Annotated in this window: 21 protein-coding genes and 1 pseudogene; 8 read left to right on the top strand and 14 right to left on the bottom strand. The window is 73.7% G+C overall.

Annotation, left to right across the window (positions count from 1 at the left end):
* From ACIHEI_RS29750 to ACIHEI_RS29740, 3 genes are all read right to left on the bottom strand, one after another.
* Positions 1–1,393, bottom strand: a 1,393-nt coding sequence (locus ACIHEI_RS29750; RefSeq protein ID WP_396608854.1) for a hypothetical protein, incomplete at its 3' end; no start/stop codon positions are given.
* Between the two features lie 142 nt (positions 1,394–1,535).
* Positions 1,536–1,919 (bottom strand): hypothetical protein, encoded by a 384-nt coding sequence (locus tag ACIHEI_RS29745; RefSeq protein ID WP_396608853.1) that lies wholly within the window; start codon positions 1,917–1,919, stop codon positions 1,536–1,538.
* A 348-nt stretch (positions 1,920–2,267) separates the two neighbouring features.
* Positions 2,268–2,966: an ArsR/SmtB family transcription factor gene (locus ACIHEI_RS29740; protein WP_396608852.1), complete on the bottom strand. Its 699-nt coding sequence runs from the start codon at positions 2,964–2,966 to the stop codon at positions 2,268–2,270.
* A gap of 259 nt (positions 2,967–3,225) precedes the next feature.
* On the opposite strand from ACIHEI_RS29740, the gene ACIHEI_RS29735 reads away from it, so the two are divergent.
* Together ACIHEI_RS29735 and ACIHEI_RS29730 are read left to right on the top strand one after the other, a co-directional pair.
* On the top strand, positions 3,226–4,404 hold the full coding sequence (locus ACIHEI_RS29735; protein ID WP_396608851.1) for a serine hydrolase domain-containing protein: 1,179 nt from the start codon (positions 3,226–3,228) through the stop codon (positions 4,402–4,404).
* 254 nt (positions 4,405–4,658) lie between these two features.
* Positions 4,659–5,822 carry a serine hydrolase domain-containing protein gene (locus ACIHEI_RS29730; RefSeq protein ID WP_396608850.1) on the top strand — a complete coding sequence of 388 codons (1,164 nt, stop codon included), beginning with the start codon at positions 4,659–4,661 and terminating at the stop codon, positions 5,820–5,822.
* A gap of 2 nt (positions 5,823–5,824) precedes the next feature.
* Here ACIHEI_RS29730 and ACIHEI_RS29725 read toward each other — a convergent pair.
* The 3 genes and pseudogenes from ACIHEI_RS29725 to ACIHEI_RS29715 all read right to left on the bottom strand — a co-directional run.
* Positions 5,825–5,994 (bottom strand): annotated as a pseudogene (locus tag ACIHEI_RS29725) (MarR family transcriptional regulator); the annotation flags it as partial.
* Positions 5,995–6,159: 165 nt separating this feature from the next.
* A complete protein-coding gene (locus ACIHEI_RS29720) occupies positions 6,160–7,851 on the bottom strand; it encodes a hypothetical protein (RefSeq protein WP_396608849.1) in 1,692 nt (563 codons plus the stop codon).
* Positions 7,848–8,570 (bottom strand): ABC transporter ATP-binding protein, encoded by a 723-nt coding sequence (locus tag ACIHEI_RS29715; protein ID WP_387641674.1) that lies wholly within the window; start codon positions 8,568–8,570, stop codon positions 7,848–7,850. Before ACIHEI_RS29715 ends, ACIHEI_RS29720 begins: the two co-directional genes overlap by 4 nt.
* Before the next feature lie 120 nt (positions 8,571–8,690).
* Between ACIHEI_RS29715 and ACIHEI_RS29710 the strand changes: the two genes are divergently transcribed.
* Entirely contained in the window at positions 8,691–8,894 is a 204-nt protein-coding gene (locus ACIHEI_RS29710; RefSeq protein ID WP_396608848.1) for a hypothetical protein, read from the top strand.
* 25 nt (positions 8,895–8,919) lie between these two features.
* Here the strand turns inward: ACIHEI_RS29710 and ACIHEI_RS29705 are convergent, their stop codons facing one another.
* Both ACIHEI_RS29705 and ACIHEI_RS29700 read right to left on the bottom strand, forming a co-directional pair.
* Positions 8,920–9,471 carry a GNAT family N-acetyltransferase gene (locus ACIHEI_RS29705; protein ID WP_392956672.1) on the bottom strand — a complete coding sequence of 184 codons (552 nt, stop codon included), beginning with the start codon at positions 9,469–9,471 and terminating at the stop codon, positions 8,920–8,922.
* 60 nt (positions 9,472–9,531) lie between these two features.
* Entirely contained in the window at positions 9,532–10,692 is a 1,161-nt protein-coding gene (locus ACIHEI_RS29700; RefSeq protein WP_396608847.1) for an FAD-dependent monooxygenase, read from the bottom strand.
* A gap of 145 nt (positions 10,693–10,837) precedes the next feature.
* Between ACIHEI_RS29700 and ACIHEI_RS29695 the strand changes: the two genes are divergently transcribed.
* Positions 10,838–11,554, top strand: coding sequence for a TetR/AcrR family transcriptional regulator (locus ACIHEI_RS29695; protein ID WP_396608846.1), 717 nt, complete (start codon positions 10,838–10,840; stop codon positions 11,552–11,554).
* Between the two features lie 356 nt (positions 11,555–11,910).
* On the opposite strand, the gene ACIHEI_RS29690 is transcribed toward ACIHEI_RS29695, so the two are convergent.
* The 3 genes from ACIHEI_RS29690 to ACIHEI_RS29680 are packed head-to-tail and all read right to left on the bottom strand — an operon-like array spanning position 11,911 to position 14,809.
* Entirely contained in the window at positions 11,911–12,696 is a 786-nt protein-coding gene (locus tag ACIHEI_RS29690) for a heme ABC transporter ATP-binding protein (RefSeq protein WP_396608845.1), read from the bottom strand.
* Positions 12,693–13,736, bottom strand: coding sequence for a FecCD family ABC transporter permease (locus ACIHEI_RS29685; protein WP_396608906.1), 1,044 nt, complete (start codon positions 13,734–13,736; stop codon positions 12,693–12,695). The genes ACIHEI_RS29690 and ACIHEI_RS29685 overlap by 4 nt, the downstream gene beginning before the upstream one ends.
* A gap of 29 nt (positions 13,737–13,765) precedes the next feature.
* A complete protein-coding gene (locus tag ACIHEI_RS29680; RefSeq protein ID WP_396608844.1) occupies positions 13,766–14,809 on the bottom strand; it encodes a hemin ABC transporter substrate-binding protein in 1,044 nt (347 codons plus the stop codon).
* A gap of 130 nt (positions 14,810–14,939) precedes the next feature.
* On the opposite strand from ACIHEI_RS29680, the gene ACIHEI_RS29675 reads away from it, so the two are divergent.
* The 3 genes from ACIHEI_RS29675 (at position 14,940) to ACIHEI_RS29665 (ending at position 20,162) form a co-directional block, all read left to right on the top strand.
* Positions 14,940–16,367: an HtaA domain-containing protein gene (locus ACIHEI_RS29675; RefSeq protein WP_396608843.1), complete on the top strand. Its 1,428-nt coding sequence runs from the start codon at positions 14,940–14,942 to the stop codon at positions 16,365–16,367.
* A 46-nt stretch (positions 16,368–16,413) separates the two neighbouring features.
* A complete protein-coding gene (locus ACIHEI_RS29670) occupies positions 16,414–17,967 on the top strand; it encodes an HtaA domain-containing protein (protein WP_396608842.1) in 1,554 nt (517 codons plus the stop codon).
* Positions 17,968–18,173: 206 nt separating this feature from the next.
* Positions 18,174–20,162 carry an ATP-binding cassette domain-containing protein gene (locus ACIHEI_RS29665; protein ID WP_396608841.1) on the top strand — a complete coding sequence of 663 codons (1,989 nt, stop codon included), beginning with the start codon at positions 18,174–18,176 and terminating at the stop codon, positions 20,160–20,162.
* Positions 20,163–20,230: 68 nt separating this feature from the next.
* On the opposite strand, the gene ACIHEI_RS29660 is transcribed toward ACIHEI_RS29665, so the two are convergent.
* Together ACIHEI_RS29660 and ACIHEI_RS29655 are read right to left on the bottom strand one after the other, a co-directional pair.
* On the bottom strand, positions 20,231–20,551 hold the full coding sequence (locus ACIHEI_RS29660) for a hypothetical protein (RefSeq protein ID WP_396608840.1): 321 nt from the start codon (positions 20,549–20,551) through the stop codon (positions 20,231–20,233).
* A gap of 92 nt (positions 20,552–20,643) precedes the next feature.
* The gene (locus ACIHEI_RS29655) at positions 20,644–21,318 is read right to left on the bottom strand and encodes a heme oxygenase (biliverdin-producing) (protein WP_396608839.1); all 675 of its coding nucleotides are present in this window, start codon (positions 21,316–21,318) and stop codon (positions 20,644–20,646) included.
* Between ACIHEI_RS29655 and ACIHEI_RS29650 the strand changes: the two genes are divergently transcribed.
* Positions 21,317–21,994: a hypothetical protein gene (locus ACIHEI_RS29650; RefSeq protein WP_396608838.1), complete on the top strand. Its 678-nt coding sequence runs from the start codon at positions 21,317–21,319 to the stop codon at positions 21,992–21,994. The two genes, ACIHEI_RS29655 and ACIHEI_RS29650, sit on opposite strands and share 2 nt — an antisense overlap.
* Positions 21,995–22,198: 204 nt before the next feature.
* Here ACIHEI_RS29650 and ACIHEI_RS29645 read toward each other — a convergent pair whose 3' ends face one another.
* Positions 22,199–22,414, bottom strand: coding sequence for a cold-shock protein (locus ACIHEI_RS29645; protein WP_387641639.1), 216 nt, complete (start codon positions 22,412–22,414; stop codon positions 22,199–22,201).
* Positions 22,415–22,593: the final 179 nt, after the last annotated feature.

Here is a 22,593-nt window from a genome sequence, read left to right as displayed (position 1 = left end):
ACCCACGCCCCGCACCATCATGCCCAACCGGCCGACCAGCATCAACATCCGGCCGATGCCCCGAACCATCATGCGCCGCCGGACGACCAGCATCCGACTCCGACCGATGCGGCACACCGTCATGCCCAGCCGGACGCCCACCGTCAGCCCCGGTCGTCGGCCCCCCGCCGTCCGCACCGGTCCGCGTGGAGCCGTCGTGCGACGACGGGCCGGACGCGCCGGACGGGCCGGACGGGCCGGCGGCGGCCTCGTGGCTGGGGGGCTGGTGGTCGGTGCCGAGGCGGGTGCCGAAGGGGTCGAGCGCCGGGCCGTGGTCGGCGCGTGGCGGACGGGGCGGCGCGGGCTGGTTCCCGCTGTTCGGCGCGTGGTGGTCCGACCCGCTGCCCGCCGAATCGGCGGAGCCGGACGAACTGGGCGTCGGACCGTTGCCGTTCCCACCGTGCTGCGAAGGCCCGCCGCTGGACGAACTCCCGCCCCCGGAGGACGAGTTCACGTGCGGACCACCCGACGGCACCGGCCCGGCCCCGTGCCCGGGAGACGACGCCCCGGCGCCCGAACCCGAATCCCCTCCCGGACGGTCACTCCCGGAGCGGTCGCTCCCACCCGAAGAGGAGTCCCCCGAGCCGTGCCCGCCCGAAGACGAATCCCCGTGCCCGGCCGCATGGTCGATGCCGCTGCGGACGTGGCCGCCGGCCCGCGAACCGACGCCGTCGCGGAGGGCCTCGGTGAAGGTCTGGCCGGAGTTCTTGACGGAGTCGACGAAGTCGTCGGCGCCGCGCTTGGCCGTCCGCCCCAGGTCGTACCCGTTCTGCGCACCGAAGTTCTGGTTCACGGTCTGCGCGATCAGGTCGCTGATCATGCCCTGGATCGCCGAGACCGCCGGCTCCTTCAGCGTCTCCATGATCGCTTCCATCAACGCCTGCCGAAGCTCCTTCAGCAACCGCCGCACAATCATCTTCGTCGCCGTCGTCGCCCCGACCGCGCCCAGCTCCGACAGACCCAGCGTGAACGGCGCAGCCGCCTGAGCGGCGATCAACTCCACGGCCAGCGCCACCAGTTGAGCGATCACGGCCACCTTGCACGTGACCACGATCACCGCCGCCGCGTCGAACGCGACAGCGATCAGCCGCGCCGCCGACGCCGCGTCCGCCAGATACCCGTCCGAACCGCCGCCCGAGAACTTCTCCCAGGTCTTGCCGAACGCGTCGATGCTGTCACCCGAGTTGCTCGACAGCACACCGTTCGCCGCGCTCGCACCCCGGTAGTGGAGCTCCTCCACCTGATCCGCGAAGTCCCGCCAGACCTGCGCCGACTCCCGGAGCTTGTCCTCGTCCGCGGTCGGCCAGTCGAAGCCGAGCATCTCCAGGACCCACTCGACACTGCTCGGCAACATCAGCGACACTTCGCCAAACCCCCCTGGACCTCACACGAACGAACGGACGGACCAACAGACGGACGGGCCGTCAACCGGCGCGACGGCGCCGGAACGGACGCGGCGTCGGGCATCAGGCCCCGCCGCGCCGCGAGCGGCCGGGTCAGTAGACCCTCGGCCGGTACAGCGCCCGGATCTGGCCGCCGACTTCGTCCTCGCGGGCTTCCAGGGTGTGGATGTTGCTCTCGTTCTGGCTCTCGTTGGCCTCGTGGCTGTCGGCCATGCTCTGCAGCTTGCCGCCGATCTCGCCGATCCGGGTGCCGAGGGAGTCCATCGACTCCTTCATGCCGTCACGCAGGCCCTCGTAGACGATGCCGAACTTTTCGCCGAGGTCGTCGTCGCCCCAGGGGGGCGTGTCGCCCTGTTCGAGCGATTCGAGCCGGCCGGAGAGGGTCTGGAGGGCGGCGAGGAAGTCCTGACCGACGGCGGACATGTTCCTGCCCTCGATCCGGAGACTTGCCGAATCGACCACGATCTGCTGAGACATGCCCGCCCCCGACTTGCACCGCCGGGGTCGCTCGTCCTGCTGGCCCCGTGAGTTCGGGACCCTCGGGCCGGCTTCCGGCGGCCGGGGGTCCGCTTTGGTCTCTGAATCATAGAACCCAAATCATTGCCCGAGCCATGCCGCCTGCCGACTGTGCAAAAGCTTGTCACCACTCCTCCACCGCCCGACCGGTGGCCCGCGCTCCCCCGATCACCCCGCCGGGGCCCACCGGCCTTGACCGGCCCGGGAGTTCCGCCGACGGAGTTTCCGACCGCCCCTCATGACAGAGGCCCAACAGAGACCCCGCCACCAACCAACAATTCCCCCACAACTTCGTCACATGACGCCGACTCAGGCCGCGGCCCCGCCCGCACTCCCGTCGCGGCCCGCGTCGATGGGGAGGTCGGCGAGCCGCCACTCCAGCATCCCGTCGTCCAGCCGGATCGCCCGCCGCCCGCGCGCGGTGAGCAGCCGGACGGCGTCGTAGGCGAGGGCGCAGTACGCGCCGCGGCAGTAGACGACGACCTCGGCGTCCTCGGGGAGTTCGCCGATCCGCGCGAGGAGTTCCTCGACGGGGATGGAGAGCGCGCCGGGGATGTGCCCGGCGGCGTACTCCTCGACGGGGCGGACGTCGAGGGCGACGGCCCGGCCGTCGGCGATCCGGGTCAGCAGGTCCTCGCGGGAGAGGGCGTCCGGGTCGCCCGGGTCTTCGGGGCCGAGGTACGCGGTGCGGGCGGGGGCGACGGCGGCCTGGTGGCGTTCGGCCACCCGGCGCAGCAGGTCGAGGAGTTGGGCGACGTCCCCGCCGGCCAGGCGGTAGTGGATGCGGACGCCGTCGCGGCGGGTGGCGACCAGGCCGGTCTGCTTGAGCGTCTGGAGGTGCGCGGAGGCGGTGGTGAGGTTGAGGCCGGCGGCTTTGGCCAGTGCGTCGACGGTGCGTTCGCCCTGGGCCAGCAGGTCGAGCAGTTCGAGCCGTTTGCCGCTGGAGAGGGCTTTCCCGGTGGCGGCGAACGCCTCGTAGAGCTCGGTTTTCGCGGCCCGGTCCGCCATGACTGCGGCCCCTTTCTCGGTAATTCTATGGAATAAGGGTACTCCCCACCCCGCTCGATCCGCCGAGCCCGGGCCGACGCGCAGTGGACACGGGCGGGGCGCCGCACGGCCCCGGGAGGACGGTCCTGCACCAGGCCCCGACCCGGAGCACGCTCCCGGGTGCGGTTTCGTCCTCTGCGCGGACGGATTGACGGTTCGTCAGATGGTCCTCTTGAAGGGCGCCGCGAAGAGCTCCGGCGCCTACCCAGGGGGCTTTCCCATGAACACACACGCACCGCAGCACCACCGTCCGAACCGCCGTCCGAACCGCCTCCGCGGCCGCCGGCACGGGGTGGCGGCGACCGTGACCGCCGTGGCCGCCGCCGTGGTGGCCGGCGTCCTGGCACCGACCGCGGCCACCGCCGCGCCGCGCCCGGACTCCGTGCAGCAGCGCCTCGACGCGCTGGTGAAGGACGACGGGATGCCCGCCGCCCTCGCCACCGTCAAGGGCCGCGACGGCCGTACCCGCACCTATACCGCCGGTGTCGGCGACCTGGCCACCAAGGCCAAGGTCCCGGTGGACGGGCAGGTCCGGATCGCCAGCAACACCAAGATGTTCACCGCCGTCGTCGTCCTGCAGCTCGTCGCCGAGGGCAGGATCGGCCTGGACGCGAACGTGGACACCTACCTGCCGGGCCTGGTGCGCGGCGACGGCTTCGACGGCCGGAACATCACGGTCCGCCAGCTGCTCCAGCACACCAGCGGGCTGCCCGAGTACATGAACACCGGGGGCATAATCAGCGACCCCAAGCGGTACGTCGAACCGCGCGAACTCCTCGACGCCGCGCTGGCCCAGAAGGCCCACTTCGCGCCCGGCACCCAGTGGGAGTACAACAACACCAACTACCTGCTGGCGGGCCTGATCGTCCAGAAGGTCACCGGACGCCCGATCGGCGAGGAGATCACCAAGCGCGTCGTCGAGCGGATCGGCCTGCGTCACACCTACTTCCCGCTCGCCGGGGACGTGACGATCCACGAGGCGCACCCCAAGGGCTACCTGCGCGGCGAGGACGGGTCGCTGACCGACTACACGGAGCTGGACCCGTCCTGGGGCTGGGCGGCCGGCGCGATGGTCTCGACCAACACCGATCTCACCCGGTTCTACGAGGCACTGCTCGGCGGGCGTCTGCTGCCCGCGGCCCAGCTCGCCCAGATGCGCACCACCGTCCCCGCCGAGATGCTCGGCGCCGGAGTCCGCTACGGCCTCGGCCTGATCAGCCGCCCGCTCTTCTGCGGCGGGGTCTCCTGGGGGCACGGCGGGGCGATCCCGGGCTACGAGTCCTTCGGCGGCATCACCGAAGACGGCCGCGCCGCGAGCATCACCGTGACCGCGTTCCCGGGCAACGGCGACGCCGGTGCGCACGCCGAGCAGGCGGTGGACGAGGCGCTCTGCCGCTGACCTTCCCCGGGCGGGGCGCCCCCGGGGGGGGGGGGGGGCCCCCCCCCCCCCCCCCCCCGACCCCCCCCGGGGGGCCCCCGGCCCCCACACCCCCCCCCCCCCCCCCCCCCCCCCCCCCCCCCGGGGGGGGCGCCCCCCCGCCCCGCGGGGGGGGGGGGGGGGGCGCGGGCCCGGCCCCCCCCCGGGGGGGCCCCCGGGGGGGGCGGGGGGGGCCCCGCCCCTCCGCCCGTCCTCTTCCCACCCGTGGAGTCCCGATGAACGAACACACCCCGCAGCGCACCGCGCGCCGCACCCGCATGGTGCGGTACGCCACGACGGCCACGGCCGCCGCCGGGCTCGCGCTGGCCGCTCTCGCCCCGACCGCGGCCTCCGCCGCACCGCGCCCGGACGTCGTGCAGCAGCGCCTCGACGCGCTGGTGAAGGACGACGGGATGCCCGCCGCCCTCGCCACCGTCAAGGGCCGCGACGGCCGCAGCCGCACCTACACCGCCGGTGTCGGCGACCTGGCCACCGGGTCCAAGGTCCCGGTCGACGGGCAGATCCGGGCCGGCAGCAACACCAAGGCGTTCACCGCCGTCGTCGTCCTGCAACTGGTCGCCGAGGGCAAGATCGGCCTCGACACGGACGTCGACACCTACCTGCCGGGTCTCCTGCGCGGCGACGGCATCGACGGCCGGAACATCACCGTCCGCCAGCTGCTCCAGCACACCAGCGGCCTGCCCGACTACCTGGACGCCCCCGCGCTGGCCGACTTCGTCCCCATCCAGTACCGCTACTTCGAGCCGCGCGAACTCCTCGACGGGGCACTGGCCCAGAAGGCGCTCTTCGCCCCCGGGGCCGACTGGATGTACAGCAACACCAACTACCTGGTGGCCGGCCTGCTGATCCAGAAGGTCACCGGCCGCCCCTACGGCGAGGAGGTCACCAAGCGCGTCATCGACCGGATCGGCCTGCGCCACACCTACGTCCCGGCCACCGGGGAGACCGCCCTCCGCGAGCCCCACCCGCACGCCTACCTGGCCGCCGAACCGGGCGTGCCGCGGTTCGACTACACCGAGATGGACTCGTCGATGGCCTGGTCCGCGGGGGCGGTCGTGTCCACCGACACCGACCTCAACACCTTCTACAGCGCACTCCTGACGGGCCGCCTGCTGCCCGCCGACCAGCTCGCCCAGATGCGCACCACGGTCCCCGCCGAGCTCCTGGGCCCCGGCGTCCGCTACGGCCTCGGGATCCAGAGCAGGCCACTGACCTGCGGCGGCCTCGCCTGGGGCCACGGCGGCACCTCCGCGGCCCACAAGAACCGGGGCGGCGTCACGGAGGACGGCCGCGCCGTCAGCATCACCGTCACCACCGTCCCGGACGCACCCACCGCCAAGCACATGACGGACGCGGTCGACGCGGCCCTCTGCCGCTGACTCCCGCAGGCCCTGTTCGCCCTCGATGCGGCGACTTCCTCACGACTCGGCGCCGCGGCACCGCCGTTCACCCGCTTGAGGACCCAGTACGGAGGACCCAGTACGGCGGCTGCGTGACGTCGACCCTGGCATCTCGCAGGTGCCGGGTGAGGGCCGCGTGGGCCAGGCCGGACCTGCTCCGATCATGTCCCGCCCCGCCGAGGCGAGTTGACTGCGCCGGCCGCCCGCCCACGTCGCGAACGTGCCGAAGACGTCCGTCGGTTGATCCGGCGGTCCTCCCACACACCACAGGGCCGGAAGGCTGTCCTCGCAGCCTCCCGGCCCTGCCGTCCGCCCGCTACAGCTGGCCCACCGTGCCGAGCCGGGTCTGGGCCGGGAGTTTGGCCGCTCTGCCCTTTGCCCAGTGGAACAGGACGATCGCCACCGTCAGGGCGATCGCCACGGACTGGGGCAGGGAGCCCGCCGAGCCACTGCGCAGGGCTGCCGAGAACGGGACGGCCAGCACGGGGACCGCGACGGCGGGGCCGGCGGCGTGCCAGGCGGTGAAGAAGGCGAGGCCGCTGCTTCCGCCGCCCGAGGCCGCGGAGCGGTAGAGCAGGTCCTGGCGGGCGGCCCCGCGGCAGGCGTTGACCAGGCCGGCGGCGACCAGGGGCGGGACGGCGACGAGGGTCAGCCAGGCGGTCGGGCCGCCGCCGAGGGCGAGCACGGTCGCGCAGCCGGCTGCGGCGAGGACGAGGCCGAGGGCGGTGGGCACCACGGCGTGGCGCAGCATGAGGCCGGCGAAGGGGTACGGGGACCAGGAGGCGCGGCGGACGTCGTCGGTCTCGATCCGGGCGGGCTCGAGGAGTTGGGCGACGGCCAGGTAGTCGAAGGCGAGGGCGACGGCGGTCACGGCCCAGGACAGGACGCCCCGGGTGTCGTGGGCGAGGACGGCGCAGAACACGGCGGGGACGGTGAGCAGGACGGCGCGTCCGAGTCGGGCGGGTGCGCGGAGCAGGGAGAGGGTGTCGCGCCAGTACAGGATCAGCCAGGGCTGCCGGGGTGCGGGCAGTCGGACCCGGAGCTGTCGTCCGCTGCCGGACGCGTTGGTGACGGCGAGCCGCGCGGCGCGGAGTTCGACGGTCTGCAGCGCGGCCAGTACCCCGGCCGCGGTGCGGGCGCGTTCGCGCAGCAGGGGCAGCGGGAGGGTGGCGGCGGCCCGGTCGGCGAGCACCAGGCAGGCGACGGTCGGCAGGACCAGCAGGGCGGCGGCGATCGCGCCTCCGGGGACGGCGGCGGGTGTCGGGGCCAGCGCGGCGAGCGCGGCCCAGCCCCATGGGCCGGACCACAGTTCCACGCGTTCGAGCCAGTGGACGGGGTGGCCGGCGACGGCCAGCGCGCTCTGTGCCGCGAGTGCCAGGATCAGCACGGTCACCACGGGGGTCAGCCGGCGCACCCAGGTGGCGGCCCGGGGGCTGCTCTGCACCAGCAGGCCGGCGCAGACGCCGAGCAGCGGAACGCAGGCCCCGCCGGCCAGGCACCAGCCGAGGGCGGCGGGCAGTCCGACGCGCACGGTCAGGCCGAGTGCCACCATGCCGCCGACGGCGATCACCAGCCCGGGGAAGAGGGCGAGTCCGCAGGAGAGCCAGAACCAGGGCCGCAGCACCGGCCGGGGTCGGACGGGGTGGGCGAGCAGCCAGTCGGTGGTGGCGCGCGGGGGTACGACCGGCCCGCGCCAGAGTCCGTCGCGGACGGCGATCAGCAGGGTCGCGAGTCCGGCGGCGGCGATTCCGCTGGGCATGGCGGCGAGCAGGTCGGGGCCGTGCGCGGTGTAGTCGGCGCCCAGCGAGGCGTGGAGGAACAGGCCGAAGCTGGGGATGCCGCCCCAGATCACCAGGATGAGTACGGTGCAGTAGAGCGCGAAGGCGGCTTGCTTGGCCCGGTTGCGCCGGTGCGGTGCGCGCAGGGCGCGCAGCAGTGCGAGTGCTTCCTCGGTCCAGTCGTCGTCCGCCGTCCATTCAGTGACGGAGTCGGCCTCGGCGCCGCTCACCGGGCGTCCGCCGATGCGGCGAGGACGGTCTCGGGTGCGCCCTGCCGGACGATCCGCCCGTCCTCCAGCATCACCACCCGGTCGGCGACCTCGAGTGCGAGGTCGGTGTGGTGGGTGACCAGCAACACCGCGACGCCGTCGGCGAGTTCGGCTTTCAGGAGTTCGGCGAGCCGCCGTCGTGCCTCGGGGTCGAGGCGCTGTTCGGGTTCGTCGAGCAGCAGCAGGTCGCGGGGGCGGACGAGTGCGCAGGCCAGCAGCAGGGCCTGCATCTGGCCGGAGGAGAGGGCGGAGGGCAGCGCGTCGGCCCGTTCGGTGAGCGACCGGTTCTCGAGGACCTGCGCGACCCAGTCGGCGGCGTCGGCGACGCCGTGGGCGACGGCGACCAGCAGGAGGTGTTCGCGCACCGTGAGGTCGGGGTAGCAGGCGACGGTGTCGCCGACGACGGCGACCCGGGCGCGTATCCGGGGGTCGTTCTCGTTCATCGCCAGGCCGTCGAACCGGACGGTTCCCGCGGTGGGCAGGTCACGGCCGGCGGCCACCCGCAGCAGCGTCGACTTTCCGGACCCGTTGTGGCCGACCAGTGCGACGCACTCTCCGGCCGCGAGGTCGAGGTCGACGGGGTGGAGCACTTCCCGGTCGCCGTACGACCGGCTCACCCCGGTCAGCTGCAGCAGCGCCTTTCGCGCGGTGGCGCGCGGTGCGGCGGACTTCTTGGCCATGTGGACGACGCCTCTCGACAAGTGGATCGCCCACAGTATGGCCCGCTTCCGCCGCACCGCGTTCCGGTCGCCCCGTGCGGGGCCCGTCAGGCGGTCAGCGCTTCGCGCAGTGTGGAGGTCTTGAGGCCGAAGGTCTCGCGCGCGGGCTCGGCCGCCGGGCTCGACCTGTGCCTGCACCTGATCGCCTCCGACTACGGCGCCGCCGCCCGCAGCGGCCTCGGCTCCGGCGAGTCCCTCCGCCAGCACCTGAACCGGCAGCTCGGCATGACCCCGGCCGCCTATCGCAGCGCCTTCGCCCACCGCCCGGCAGCGAGCGCGAGTTGAGCCGGCAGCGAGCGCGGGTTGGGACTCAGACGGCCCGGTCGAGGACCAGCTCGTGCTCGACCGACGACTCGTCGCCGGGGACGGGAACGGACTGCCCGCTGCGAATGAAGCCGGTCTTCCGGTAGAAGGCCTCGGCACGCTCGTTGTCCTGGTGCACGTACAGCCGGACGCGGGAGACCTTGGGATCGTCGAGCCCGTCGGCGTAGGCGATCGCCGCGTCGAACAGGGCGCGGGCCAGGCCGCTGCCGCGCTGTTCCTGGCGGACGAACACGCCGACCAGGTGGGCCTGGTCGGCCTCGATCTGCCCACCGAGGACATCCTTCCGGCCGGCGCGTTCGACCAGTACCGTGACCGCCCCGTCCAGCCCGCCATCCGCCCGCTCGGCGACGAACTGGCGGGCGAGCAGCTCGCCGCCGCCCGCCGCGCGGTCCTGCCAGAACTCGTCCGGCCTGGCGGCGGCGGCTTCGTACGTATCCAGGAAGGCGATGTTCGCGACCGGGTCGCGCAGCGCGTCCAGCCGGAGGTGTTTGACGCTCTGCCAGTCCTCGGCCGTGGTGGCTCGTATCAGGTGGTTCATGCACGAGATCTTCGGGCGCCTCGAGAACGCGGGCAACCGCATTACCACCCCGACGGGGGCTCACCCGGGCTCCGGCAGGTCCATCGTGGCGACGTCCTGGCCGAGTCGGAGCATCCGGTCGAGGATCCAGCCGCGGCCCAGCAGGGCGTTGCGCACCCGCAGCCCGGCGGCGGTGCGCGGGGCGAGGAAGGGGCCGGTGCGGTCGCCGCCGCGCTGGCAGCGCTCGGCGTAGGGGCGCACCGCCCGCTCGTAGCGGGTGAACGCGGTGCGGAAGTCGCCGTCGGCGCGGGCGAGTTCGGTGGCGAGGACGTACGCGGCGACCAGCGCCGTGCCGGTGCCCATGCCGCCGATGGTGGCGCCGCAGGCGGCGTCGCCGAGCAGCGCGATCCGGCCGTTGGACCAACGGGGCACGTCGGCGCGGCTGATCGAGTCGAAGTACAGGTCCTCGGCCTCGCGCAGGGTGTCCAGCAGGTGCGGGACGGGGCGGCCGAGGTCGGCGAAACGTTGCTGCAGAAGGGACTTCAGGGCGCCGGTGTCGTGCCGGTCGTGGTCGAGCCGCGGCGAGGCGAACAGCAGGAAGGCACCGGCCCGCGCCGGGTCGCGGGGGTCGGCTCCGGCGGCGGCGAGCCGGCCGGGGGTGTTGATGCCGGTGCTGCCGGCGGGCAGGCCGAGGGTGTTGGGGAACCCCCAGGTGGCGGCGTAGTAGCCGAGGTGGCGGACGTAGTCCTGTTCGGGTCCGAAGGCGAGGGCGCGGATCCGGGAGTGCAGCCCGTCGGCGCCGATCACCAGGTCGAAGCGGCGTTCGGGGCCGTACCGGAAGGCGACCCGGACGCCGCCGTTGTCCTGCTGGAGTGCGGTGACGGTGTCGCCGAACAGGTACTCGGTGGTGGATTCGCTGTGCCGGTACAGGAGTTGGGCGAGTTCGCCGCGCGGGATCTCGATCTCGCCGCCGGCGAAGTCGGCGGGCAGCCGGAGCCGGACGCGGCCGTGCCGGTCGGTGAAGGTCATCGGGCTGCCGCCGGTGTCGAGCTTGCGGAGCTCGTCCAGCACGCCCATCCGCCGCAGCACCGCCAGGTGGGTGGGTCCGCGGAAGTCGACGGCCTGGCCACCGGGCCGCAGCGCGGGGGCGAGTTCGACCACCGTGGGCCGGTGGCCGTACCGGCCGAGCCAGTGGGCGAGCGCCGGCCCGCCGATGCCGGCGCCGGAGATCAGGATCTGCATGGTGTTTCCCCCTCGGAAGGCAGGTCCGACGGGCCCTCCCCGGGCCCGGGGCAAAAAGTGTGTCTCGCGGACACTGTTTGCTGCTGTGTACGGTAGACACAATTTCTGGCCGGACGCAAGGCCGGCCCGGCACCGGGGAGGGCCCGTGATCGACCAGGCGGAGCAGGACGCGGCGGTACGGCTGCTGTGGGGCCCGCCGGCCCGGCCGACCCGGGGGCCCAAGCCGGCCCTCAGCCTGGAGTCGATCGCCCGGGCCGGGATCGAAATCGCAGACGCCGAGGGCCTGGCGGCGGTGTCCATGCAGCGGGTGGCGGGGCTGCTGGCGTACACCAAGATGTCGCTGTACCGGTACGTGCCGGGCAAGGCCGAACTGATCGCCCTGATGGTCGAGTACACGGTCGGCGAGCCCCCGCCGCCGAGCGCGGCCCCCTGGCGGGACCAGCTCACCGACTGGGCGCACCGGATGGCGGCCCTGTTCGCCGCCCACCCGTGGGTGCTGGACGCGCTGTCCGCCGGCCCCCGGCTCACCGGCCCGCGCGAACTGGCCTGGCTGGAACGGGTGGTGGCGGCGCTGGACGGCCACGGGCTGAGCGGCGCGGAGCGGATGGACGCGGCCGTGCTGCTGGTCGGCCACGTACGGGCGATCGCCGCCCAGCAGCGGCAGTCCCGGGAGGGTTCGCCGGAGGCGGAGCTGCTGCGCGCGCTCGGCGGGCTGGTCGCGGCCCACGCGGACCGCTACCCGGCCCTCGCGTCCGCCATGGCCGAGCCGGGCGAAGGCCGCGACAACGCCTTCGACTTCGGCATCGAGCGGATCCTGGACGGCCTGGCCGCCCTCATCGACCGCCGGGCCCAGCACCCCTGACGGGCCTTGTCACCTCGAGGACGGCCAACCGGAGCATCAGATCCGACGATCACACCAGCACTGGTGATGCGGGGTCAGGGATGCGGACGGCGCGGCCCGGCGCGGTGCCGACCGCGCCGGGCGGGGGCCCTGGTGGCGCTGACGGCGCCGGCCAGGACGAGGGGGGTGAGCAGCAGAACCATGGTCAGGTGCATACAGTGCCTCCGGGTGGTCCGGTTACTGCTGGTTGCCGTTCCCGTGCCGGGCCCGGACATATGGGCCGCCGGCGCGGGATCACCCGCCCGGACCGCGTCGCGATCCGGATCTCCCCCGGTCGGTCGTCGCCCAGGAGTGGATCTTCCCGGGCCGACGATCCGTCAATCTGCTTCGCGGGGGCGCTCGGGCAGCACGATGGGCGCGCCCCCGCGCGGGTGCGCCAGCACCTCGACGGGGTGCCGGTAGACCCGGCTGAGCAGTGCGGCGTCCAGGATCTCGCCGGTCGGGCCGACGGCGACGGTGCGTCCGGCGTCCAGCAGGGCGATCCGGTCGGCGTGCGCGGCGGCCAGTGTGAGGTCGTGCAGCACCACGATCACGCCCCGGCCCGCTTCCGCGCGCTCCCGGGCGATCCGCAGGACCAGTTCCTGGTGGCGGAGGTCGAGCGCGGCGGTGGGTTCGTCGAGCAGCAGCAGCGGGGTGTCCTGGGCGAGGATCCGGGCCAGCGCGACCCTGGCCCGCTCGCCGCCGGAGAGCGCGGTGAAGGGGCGGGCGGCCAGGTGGGCGCAGTCGGTGGCGGCCATCGCCTCGGCCACCACCTGCTCGTCCTCGCCCGCGGCGGGCGTGCCCACCCAGGGCGCGCGGCCCATCCGGACCACCTCCCCGGCCGCGAACGGGAACGACACCTCGTGGTGCTGCGGCAACAGAGCACGGCGGCGGGCGAGTTCGGCCGGCCGGTACCCGGCGAGCGGACGGCCGTCCAGCCGTACCTCGCCGCTGCTCGGCCCGCGGTCCCCGGCCAGCACCGACAGCAGGGTGGACTTCCCGGCGCCGTTCGGGCCGAGCAGCGCGAGGATCTCGCCCCGGCGCACCGTCAGCCGCACGTCCGTCAGCAGCGGACGGCCGCCGACCTCGCAGCCGATTCCCTCTGCGTGCAGAAGCTCCGTCATGCCCAGCCTCCCTGGCGGCGTCGGGTGCGGCGCAGCAGCCAGAAGAAGAACGGGCTGCCGATGAGTGCGGTGAGGACGCCGAGCGGGAGTTCGGCGGGCGCGGCCAGGGTGCGGGCGGCCAGGTCGCCGGCGACCAGCACGAGGGCGCCGCCGACGGCGGAGGCCGGCAGCAGGAAGCGGTGGCCCGGCCCGGCGAGCATCCGCAGCAGGTGCGGGACGACCAGGCCGACGAACCCGATGATGCCGCTGACGGCGACGGCGGCGGCGGTGAGCAGCGCGACCACGGTGATCAGCACGATCCGCATCCGCTCGACGTCCACGCCGAGGTGGCGGGCGGGCCGTTCGCCGAGGGCGAGCAGGTCGAGGCGGCGAGCGTAGCGCGGGGCGACGGCGAGTCCGAGGGCGGCGAACGGCAGCACGGCGAGCACCTTGCTCCAGCTCGCTTGGGAGAGCGAGCCGAGCTGCCAGAACGTCACCTGGCTGATCGCGGCGGTGTCGGCGGTGAACAGCAGCAGGCCGATCAGCGCGCCGCAGAACGCGTTGACGGCGACGCCGGTGAGCAGCAGGGTGACCACCTCGGTGCGGCCGCCGCTGCGGGACATCGCGTAGACGGCGCCGACGGTGAGCAGTCCGGCGGCGAACGCGGCGGCGGTGACGGTCCAGCTGCCGAGGGCGTCCAGGCCGAGCACGATGCAGGCGACGGCGCCGACCGCGCCGCCGGAGGAGACGCCGATCACGGCGGGTTCGGCGAGCGGGTTGCCGAACCCGCCCTGCATCAGCGCGCCCGCGCAGCCGAGCGCGGCGCCGACCAGCAGGGCGAGCACCACCCGGGGCAGCCGGACGTTCCACAGCACCGATTCGGGGACCCGCTCCAGCGGGTGGCCGCCGAGGTGGGCTCGGTGGGCGAGCGAGGCGAGGATGTCGCCGAGCGGGATCCGGTACGCGCCGGTGCCGGCGGCGAGCAGCGCGCAGGCCAGCAGGGCGACGCCGAGGGCGGCCAGCAGCAGCGGCTTCCTGTTACGAACTGCCTTTCCTGTCAGCGCAGTTGAAGGACTTTCCAGAGTCTCGGTCACTTGCCCTCCCGGTGCAGCTGGGCGGAGATCTCCCGCAGCACCTGCGGGGTGCGCGGCCCGTAGGACAGCAGGCGCCCGTCGTCCACGGCGACGATCCGGTGGTCGAGTCCGGCAGGGGTCTGGGCGACGCCGGGGAGTTTCAGCAGCCCTTCTGCGCCTCCCACCGATTCGAGCCCTTTGCTCATCACCAGGATCGCGTCGGGTGCGGCCTTGACCAGGGCTTCGCTGGTGAGCGGGGTGAAGTCGCCGGTGAGGTGGGCGGCGGTGCCGGCGTCCTCGCCGCCGGCGGCCTCGATCAGGGAGGGCGCGCCGGAGTCGGGGCCGCCCAGCAGGAACACCGAGGCGCTGCCGCGCAGGTACAGGAACGCCACCTTGGGCCGGGCCCCGCCGGCCGCCGGGATCTGTGCCTGCACCTCGGAAATCTGCTGTGCGGTACGGGACTTGAGCTCCGCTCCGGCCTCGGGGACGCCGAGCGCGGCGGCGACCCGGTCGATCCGGGAGCCGATGTCGTCGAGCTTCTTCGCGTCGTCCAGCACGATCACCGGGACGCCGGCGGCGCGGATCTGTTCGACGGCCTCGGCGGGGCCGGTGCTGCGGTCGGCGAGCACCACGGTGGGGCGCAGCGAGAGCACGCCTTCGGCGGAGACCTCGTGCGCCTGGGTGATCACCGGCAGCCGGGCGGCCTGTTCGAAGGTGGTGGACACGTCCCGGGCCACCGCGTTCGGGCCGAGTCCGAGGCTGAAGACCAGTTCGGCGAGGCTCCCGTTCAGCGGGATGATCCGCTCGACGCTGCCGACCGTCACCTGGCGGCCGTCGGCGGACGGCACGGTGACGGGCAGTCGGGGCGTCGGCGTGCCGGGCAGCGCCTCGATCCGGTCAGGGTTCGCGGCGCCGGCCGCCTTCGGTGCGGTACCGGGCGCCTTCGGCGCGGCGGCGGGTGCGCCGGTGGCGCAGGCGCTCGCGCCGAGCAGCAGGGCGAGGACGCCGAGGGCGGCTCCCGCACGGGCGCGCAGGCTTCGTGGACTTCGGGTGGTGCTCAACCTCGGGCCTTTCCAGGTGCGTTGACGTCCCGACGGAGCCGACCGAGGGGTCGAGGGCGGAACACTTGACCCATACATTAGGTTAGCCTTACCTCACTTCAACACCCCCCTCCCCTAGGAGTGATCCGCCATGCCCGTCTCCGGACGGCCCCCCGCTCCCCGCAGCCGCCCGCGCGCCGCCCTCACCCTGCCGCTGGCCCTGCTGCTGACGCTCCTCTGCCTCCCCGGACGGGCCGCCGCGGCCGACGCGACCGTCTCCGGCGGACGACTGGACTGGGGGATCAAGGCGAGCTTCCTCACCTACGTCACCGGCCCGGTGGCGAACGGCAAATGGGCCCTGACCGGCGGCGCGTCCACCGTCGGCGGCTCGGCGTTCCGCTTCCACTCCGCGACCGGCAGCTACGACCCGGGGACGGGCCGGCTGGCCGCCGCCTTCCAGGGCGGCGTCCGCTTCACCGGCCACCAGGAGAACGGCGGCAACGCGCTCGACCTGAGCATCTCCCGGCTCACCGTCAGATCCATCGAGGACGGCAGCGCCGCACTGTACGCCGACGTCAGCTCCAAGTCCCGCCAGACCGGCCGGACTTCGTCCACCGAACAGGCCCGGCTCGCCGACCTCTCACTGTCCGGGGTCTCGCTCAAGGGCGCGTCCGGCACCGTCACGCTCAGCCAGGTGCCCGCCACCCTCACCTCGGCCGGCGCCAACGCCTTCGGCGGCTTCTACCCGGCAGGCACGGCACTCGACCCGCTCAACTTCTCCGTCACCCTCAAGTCCGCCGCGCCGTCCACACCCCCCGCCGCGCCCTCCACACCCCCCGCCGCGCCGTCCTCCTCCGCTCCTTCCGGCTCCGCCCCGCCCGCCGCCACCTCCTTCGGCAACGGCGCACTCGACTGGGGTGTCCGCCGGACCTTCCGCGACTACGTCACCGGCTCGATCGCCCAAGGGAGTTGGCAGCTCACCGACGGCGCGGCGGACGGCGGAGCGTTCTTCCGCTGGACGCCCGGCCACGGCACCTGGGACGCCGCCACCAACACCCTGGACGCGTCCTTCACCGGCGCCGTCCACTTCACCGGCCTGCGCCAGGGCGACACCCTCGGCCTCGACCTGACCTTCGCCAACCCCCGCCTGACCGTGACGGACGGTCAGGGCCGGCTGCTCGCCGACGTCAACGGCCGCACCCCCGACGGCTCCACCCGCACCTCCCCCGCCACCGAACTCGCCACCTTCCCCGCAGCCGAACTCAAGGCCGAGAACGGCCTGCTCACCGCCACCGACCTCCCCCTCACCCTGACCACCCCCGGCGCCCAGGCCTTCGGCTCGCTCTACCCGACGGGCACCGAACTCGACCCGCTGACCTTCGCCGTCGCCCTCGACCCGGCGGCCGCCCTTCCCCCGCTCCCCGACCTCGGCAGCCCCGCCCCGAGCCCCAGCGCCAGCCCCAACTTGGTTGCTGCCCACACCGACAACGGCTTGTCCGCCAGCACGCTCGCCCTCCTCGGCGCCCTGCTCGCCGCCGCCGCGGCCACCGCGCTCGTCGTCCGCCGACGCCGCCCCTGACCACCTCTCCCCCCTTTCTACCCCTTCCTCCTGGAGTCCTTCACCCATGTCCCGGACCGCCACGTCCCACCGCAACCGCACCCGCCTGGCCGCCCTCGCCGCCGTCACCACCGGCCTCGGCCTGACCGCCTTCGGCCTGCCCGGCCTCGCGTTCGGCGCCGGCGCCCCCACCGCCGTCACCTACGACACCGGCTCGCTCGACTGGGGTGTCAAGGCCAGCTTCCGCAACTACGTCACCGGCCCGGCGGGCGGCGGCAGCGTCGAACTGACCGGCGGCGCAACCGTCAACACGGACGGCTCGTACCACTTCAACCTCGCCTCCGCCGGCTACGACACGACGACCCACTCGCTGAACGCGGCCTTCAACGGCGGGGTCCGCTTCCTCGCCCACGGCGGCGCGCTCGACGTCGCCATCAGCGACCTGCGAATCACCACCAGCGGCAGCACCGGCACCCTCACCGCCGACACCGCCTCCAAGGAGACCGTCGGCGCCCCCACCCCGACGCTCCGCCAGGACGTCCCGCTGGCCACCTTCACCGTCGCCCGCGACACCACCAACGGCACCGCCACCCCCGCCAAGCTCACGGCGGAGGGCGCCAAGGCCTTCGCCGGCTTCTACCAGGCCGGTACCGAACTGGACCCGCTGTCCATCGTCCTGAAGCAGTCCACCACTTCGCCGTCCCCGACCCCGACCCCGACCACCCGGCCGTCCACCGAGCCGTCCTCTCCGCCCACCACCCAGCCCTCGACCGAACCGACCACCGAGCCGTCGGCCCAGCCCAGCGCCTCCCCCTCTCCCTCCACCTCCGCCAGCCCCTCCCCCTCGACCTCCCCCTCCCCCTCGACCTCCGCCTCCACCCCGGCGAGCAACGAACTGGCAGTCGTCGACGGCCGTTTGGAGTGGGGCGTCAAGGAAGGCTTCCGCAGCTACGTGACGGGGCCGATCGCCGGCGGCAAGGTGCAGTTCGACGACGGCGCGAACGACTACCGCTTCGGGTCGGCCACCGGCAGGTACCGCACCGACAACCACACGCTGACGGCCGACTTCGCGGGCTCGGTCCGCTTCCTCGGCCACCAGGCGGCCGACGGCCACTACGAGTTGGACACCCGGCTCTCCAAGCTGGGCCTCCGGGTGGACGCCGACGGCGCGTACCTGGTCGCCGACGTCTCCGCCGCCACTCGCGGGGGCGGCTCGCCGGTCTCCCTCCGCGCGGTGCGCCTCGCCCAACTCGACCTCTCCAAGGCCGACTTCAAGCCCGTCAACGGCGTGGTGACGCTCCGTCAGGTCCCGGCCAAGCTCACCGCCGACGGCGTCCCGGCATTCGGCACCTACCGCGCGGGCGAGGCCCTCGACGCGCTGACCGTCACCCTCTCCTTCGACCGCAACGCCACCCTCCCGACCCCGGGCACCGCCCCGACCACCGGCACCACCGGCACCACCGGCACCGGCGCGACCCTCGCCAGCACCGACAGCCCCAGCGGCGAACTCGCCTTCACCGGCGGCGGCACCGGCTCCATGCCGCTGCTCGCCACCGCCGCCGGCCTGGTCCTGCTGGGCGGCGCCACCACCGTCCTGGTCCGCCGCCGCACCACCGGCTGACCGATCCCGGCACCGGGCCCGGACGGGAGTCGAGGCTCCCGCCCGGGCCCGACCCGTTGCGGTGACACCGGCGCACGCTCGAAACGTCACCGTTCGACCCGGACCCGCCCAGAGGCCGGAGCCACTTGAACCCCGAATTCGAACAGCACCATCATCAGACGTGGTCCACCTCCGCAAGCAGTCAACTCGGCCCACAGGAGTGCCACTTGACCGACCCCACCGCAGCCCGCCTGCCCGGGCCCCGCGCCGCCGCCCTCGAGCCGCCCCCGGAGCGGATGGAGGCCGCGCCGACCGGCGGCGACCTCGGCAGGCACGTCACCCGGGGCTTCTGGGAGACGTTCGAGGGTGAGGCCGCCCGGACCGGGCTGTTGACCATCGCCCGCCGTCTGCCCGCGATCGTCCGGCAGGTGTGGGGCACCGCGTGGCGGGCCGACCGCCGCGCCGCCGTCCTCGTCGCGGCGCTGCAACTCGTCTCCGCCGCCATGGCTTCGGCCGGACTGCTCGCGGGCCTCGGCGTGATGCAGAAGGTGTTCGCGGGCGGCGCGACCCAGGAGCGCATCCGTGCGGCGCTGCCCGCGCTGGCGCTGGTCGCCGTGCTGCTGATGCTCCGGGCCGTGGTCGACACCGGCATCTCGTACTGGCAGGCGGGGCTCGGGCCGCGAGTGCGCCAGCAGTTGGAGGGCGAGTTCCTGGCCCTGACCGGCCGCGTCGAACTCGCCGCCGTCGACGATCCCACCTGGGCCGACGAGGTCCGGCGCGCCCACGACCGCGGCCTGTACTACGCCAAGGACTCCATCGACAAGACGATCGAACTCGCCAGCGCCGTCCTGGCGTTGCTGGGCGCGGCCGGTGTCCTCGGCCTCCTGCACCCCGTCCTGCTGGTGCTGCTGCTCGCCGCCGTCGTCCCCAAGGGTGCCGCGTCCGTCCACTCCATCCGCACCGGCTATCTCTCCGCCGTGCGGCAGAGTTCGCTGCGCCGCCGGATGATGCACTTCGCGTGGGTGCTGTACGAGCGGGACACCGCTGCCGAGCTGCGCGTCTCCACCGCCCAGGAGGCGCTGCTGGCCGAGTACCACTCGCTGTCCGCACGGATCACCGGCGAGGAGGTCGCCCTCGGCAAGCACCAGGCCCGGGCGGCCGCCACCGGCCGCACGCTCGGCGGGATCGGCATGTTCGCCACCTACGCGGCGCTCGCCTGGATGCTGGGCGCGGGGTGGATGCCGCTGGCCACCGGCGGCGCCGCCTACCTCGCCATCCAGGCCAGTCAGAGCGCCCTGTTGCGGGTGGTGATCGCCGGACACCGGGTGTTCGAGAACGCCCTGTGGGTGGAGGACCTGAACCGCTTCGAGGAGAGCTGCCGGGCCCGGCTGCCGCGCACCGGGGCACCCGCGCCCGAGACGGTGAAGACGATCACGGTCAGCGACGTGCACTTCGCCTACCCGCAGGGCAAGCAGGCCCTGCACGGCGTGAGTCTGACCCTGGAGGCCGGGAAGAAGTACGCGTTCGTCGGCGCCAACGGCTCCGGCAAGTCCACCCTGTCGCGGATCCTCGCCGGCCTGTACGAGCCGACGGCCGGCACGGTGGCCTGGGACGGGGTGGACGTGCGCACCTTCGACGCGGCCACGCTCACCGGCCGGGTCGCCCTCGTCCTCCAGGACCCGGGGCACTGGCCGCTGTCTGCCCTCGCCAACGTCACCATCGGCTCCGGCAGCGTCACCACCGCCGACCCCGAACGCGCGCTGCGCGCCGTGACGGCAACCGGCGCCGACCGGGTGATCGCCGCTCTCGACCAGCGGTGGCAGACCGTCCTGAGCCCGCAGTTCGAGGGCGGCGCGGAACTCTCCGACGGCAACTGGTCGAAGGTCGCCTGCGCACGCGGCCTGTACCAGCAGGCCCCGGTACTGCTGATGGACGAGCCCACCGCCAGCATGGACCCGCTCGCCGAGGACCGGCTGTTCCGCGCCGTCCTCGACGAGTACGCCGGCCCCGACACCATCACCGTCCTGGTCTCCCACCGCCTCGGCCCCGCCACCGCCTGCGACCGCGTGTTCGTGTTCGACGAGGGCCGGATCGTCGAAGGCGGCAGCCACCGGGAGCTGATGGAACTCGGCGGCGCCTACGCGAGGATGTTCGACATCCAGGCCGCCGCCTACCGCACCCCTGCGCCCCCCGCAGCCGCGAGCTCCGGGCGGTGAGACCGAGCCCCACTCGCCTGCCCGGTCGTCAGGCCTGGTGCGGCTGCCCCTCGGCGGGTGCTCTGGTCCTACGAGGCCCCGTCCGGTGCCTGGCGTTCCGCGGCGAGGACGGCGAGTTCGCGCAGGTGGACGAAGTACTCGCGGGCCTCGGCGTCCTCGCCGAGCGCGGGGAGGACGCGGTGGACGGCGGCGATGCCGTTCCGGAGGGCCTCGCGGCGACGGTGGTCGAGCGGGCCGGTCAGGGCGGAGGACACGCAGCCGGCCAGGTGACTGTCGAGCAGGACCAGGTCTTCGCCGTCGGGGGCCTGCCGGTAGCAGCTGCGCGGGAACGGCAGGGCGAGGAAGTCCTGCCACAACTGGTTCAGCCGGTCGGGGTGCGTGTCGCTCATGGCGTCGATGATGCCCGAACGAACGGCGCCGGTGTCACCCCGTCCCGGCCTGCGGAAGAACGCCCATCGAACAGCGAGCTTTTGACGGTCCGTCAGGCCACCGGCGCGTGCCGCCGGCCGAGCTCCGCGAGTATCTCGCCGTTGAGCGTGAACGCGCGCTTGCACTCCTCGGCGACCCGCCCGCGCTCCGCCTCGTCCATCAGCTCGCCCGCGGCGTCCAGCTTGGCGCGGTAGTCGCGCTTGAACGCGGCGGGGTTGTCGATCTCCTCGAAGACGTAGAACCGGACGCCGTCGCCCTTGCGCGCGAAGCCCCAGGTGCGTTCGGCGACGCCACGGATGATCTGACCGCCCGACAGGTCGCCGAGGTAGCGGGTGTAGTGGTGGGCGAGGTAGCCGGCCGGCCAGTCGGCCGCGAGGGTGTGGATCCGCTCGGCGCAGGCAGTGGTGGCGGGCAGCGGGGCGAGGGTGTCCCGCCAGTCGGGGCCGGCCAGGTGGTCGAGGTCGCGTTCGATGGCGGCGGTGCGCAGCAGGGCCCGGTCGAGGAGCGGCCCGGCCACGGGGTGGTCGGCGAGATCGGCCGGGTGCGCCTCCAACGCCCGGTAGACGTAGAGGAGTTGGCCGGTGAGGTCGGCGTAGGCCTCGATGCCGAGCCGTCCGCCGAGCAGGTCGCTCATGAAGGAGGACTGTTCGGCCGCCTCGTGCTCCTCCGCGCTGGCGGTGCGGAGCTGGGTGGAGAACGGGACGGGCAGCAGGGTGGGGCTGGGCATGGGGCAGGGCCTCCAGAGATCGAATTCCCCCGACAACAAAGGTGAGCCTAACCTAAGTTGCGCCGTTGCCGACACACTGTCGGCAAACCCTCCATGCGTCCTGATCCGCATCGCCGTCGGGCACCCTCTCCACCGTGCCGCGTTTCTGGCGCTCGTCGCGGGCCCGGCCCGCCGCCGGCACCTCGGCGACGGCAGCCGCACCGGCCTGCCGCATGCTGCCCGCGCCGACGACCGACCGGTCTTCGAACCGTCCGGCTGCCTGGCGAACCGGTCGGTCCAGGCTGCTCGCGAAGCCCTGGCGGCAGACGCCGAACTGCTGGTGCCGCTGCTCGGCGATCCCGACCCGGAGGTCCGGCAGCACGCCGCCCACGCCCTGGCTGCGGCCCTGGGCAGGTCCGAGCCGGTCATGGAATCCCTGCACTCCCGCTTCGAGGCCGAGGGCGATCCTGCGGTGCGCGCCTGCCTCGTCCCGGCGATGCGCCGGCTTGCCCGGGAAGACCGCGCCCCGGCCACCATCGACCGGATGTACGCCTGGCGGCAAGACCCGTCGTGGCCCGCCGAGGTCCGGATGTGCGCGGCCCTGTCATGGCTCTGCCTCACCGACGGCCCCGTCAGCGATGACCCGCGCCCTTCTCGGCCCGGTCCCGTGGATGATCCGCGTCGACGACGAGGGTGACGGACTGCGCTGTGGCCTCGACCAGATGTACCACCCCGAGAAGTACCTCCACTTCGCCGGCTGCCTGGACTGAACAGCCCCTCGGGCCGAAACTCCCGACGCCGGCGGCCGGGGCGGCGATCGAGACCCGACGGGGGCGGCCGCGCACCCGGACGACGGACGTTCGGCCACGGCGTCCCCGGGTGCAGCGCCCCCGACCGGCGACTAACCGACGACCTGGACCCTGTCGGCCTGGAGCCCCTTCTGCCCCTGGACCGCCTCGAAGGTGACCTTCTGCCCCTCCGCCAGAGACTTGAAGCCCTGACTCTCGATTGCCCTGAAGTGCACGAACAGGTCCGCCGATCCGTCCTCGGGCGAGATGAACCCGTAGCCCTTCTCGTCGTTGAACCACTTGACGGTGCCGTTCTGGCGCTCGGCCATGTCTCCTCCTGTAATGGTGCGGCTACTGTCTGCAGCTATGGCGTGATCATTCCACAGGGCGCTGCCGAACGAGAGTTGATCGACGGAGGCCGGTTCACCCGAGCCGCCGGACCTTCCGGCGGACCTGGTGGACACCGCGCGAAAACCTCTACCGGCAGCCGGGAGGGGCAGGGTTGAAT

The organism is Kitasatospora sp. NPDC051984, from assembly GCF_044593455.1.
In the GTDB taxonomy this organism is placed as follows: Bacteria; Actinomycetota; Actinomycetes; order Streptomycetales; family Streptomycetaceae; genus Kitasatospora.
The sequence above is the reverse complement of the archived record's forward strand: the minus strand, read 5'-3'. Positions and strand labels throughout refer to the sequence as shown.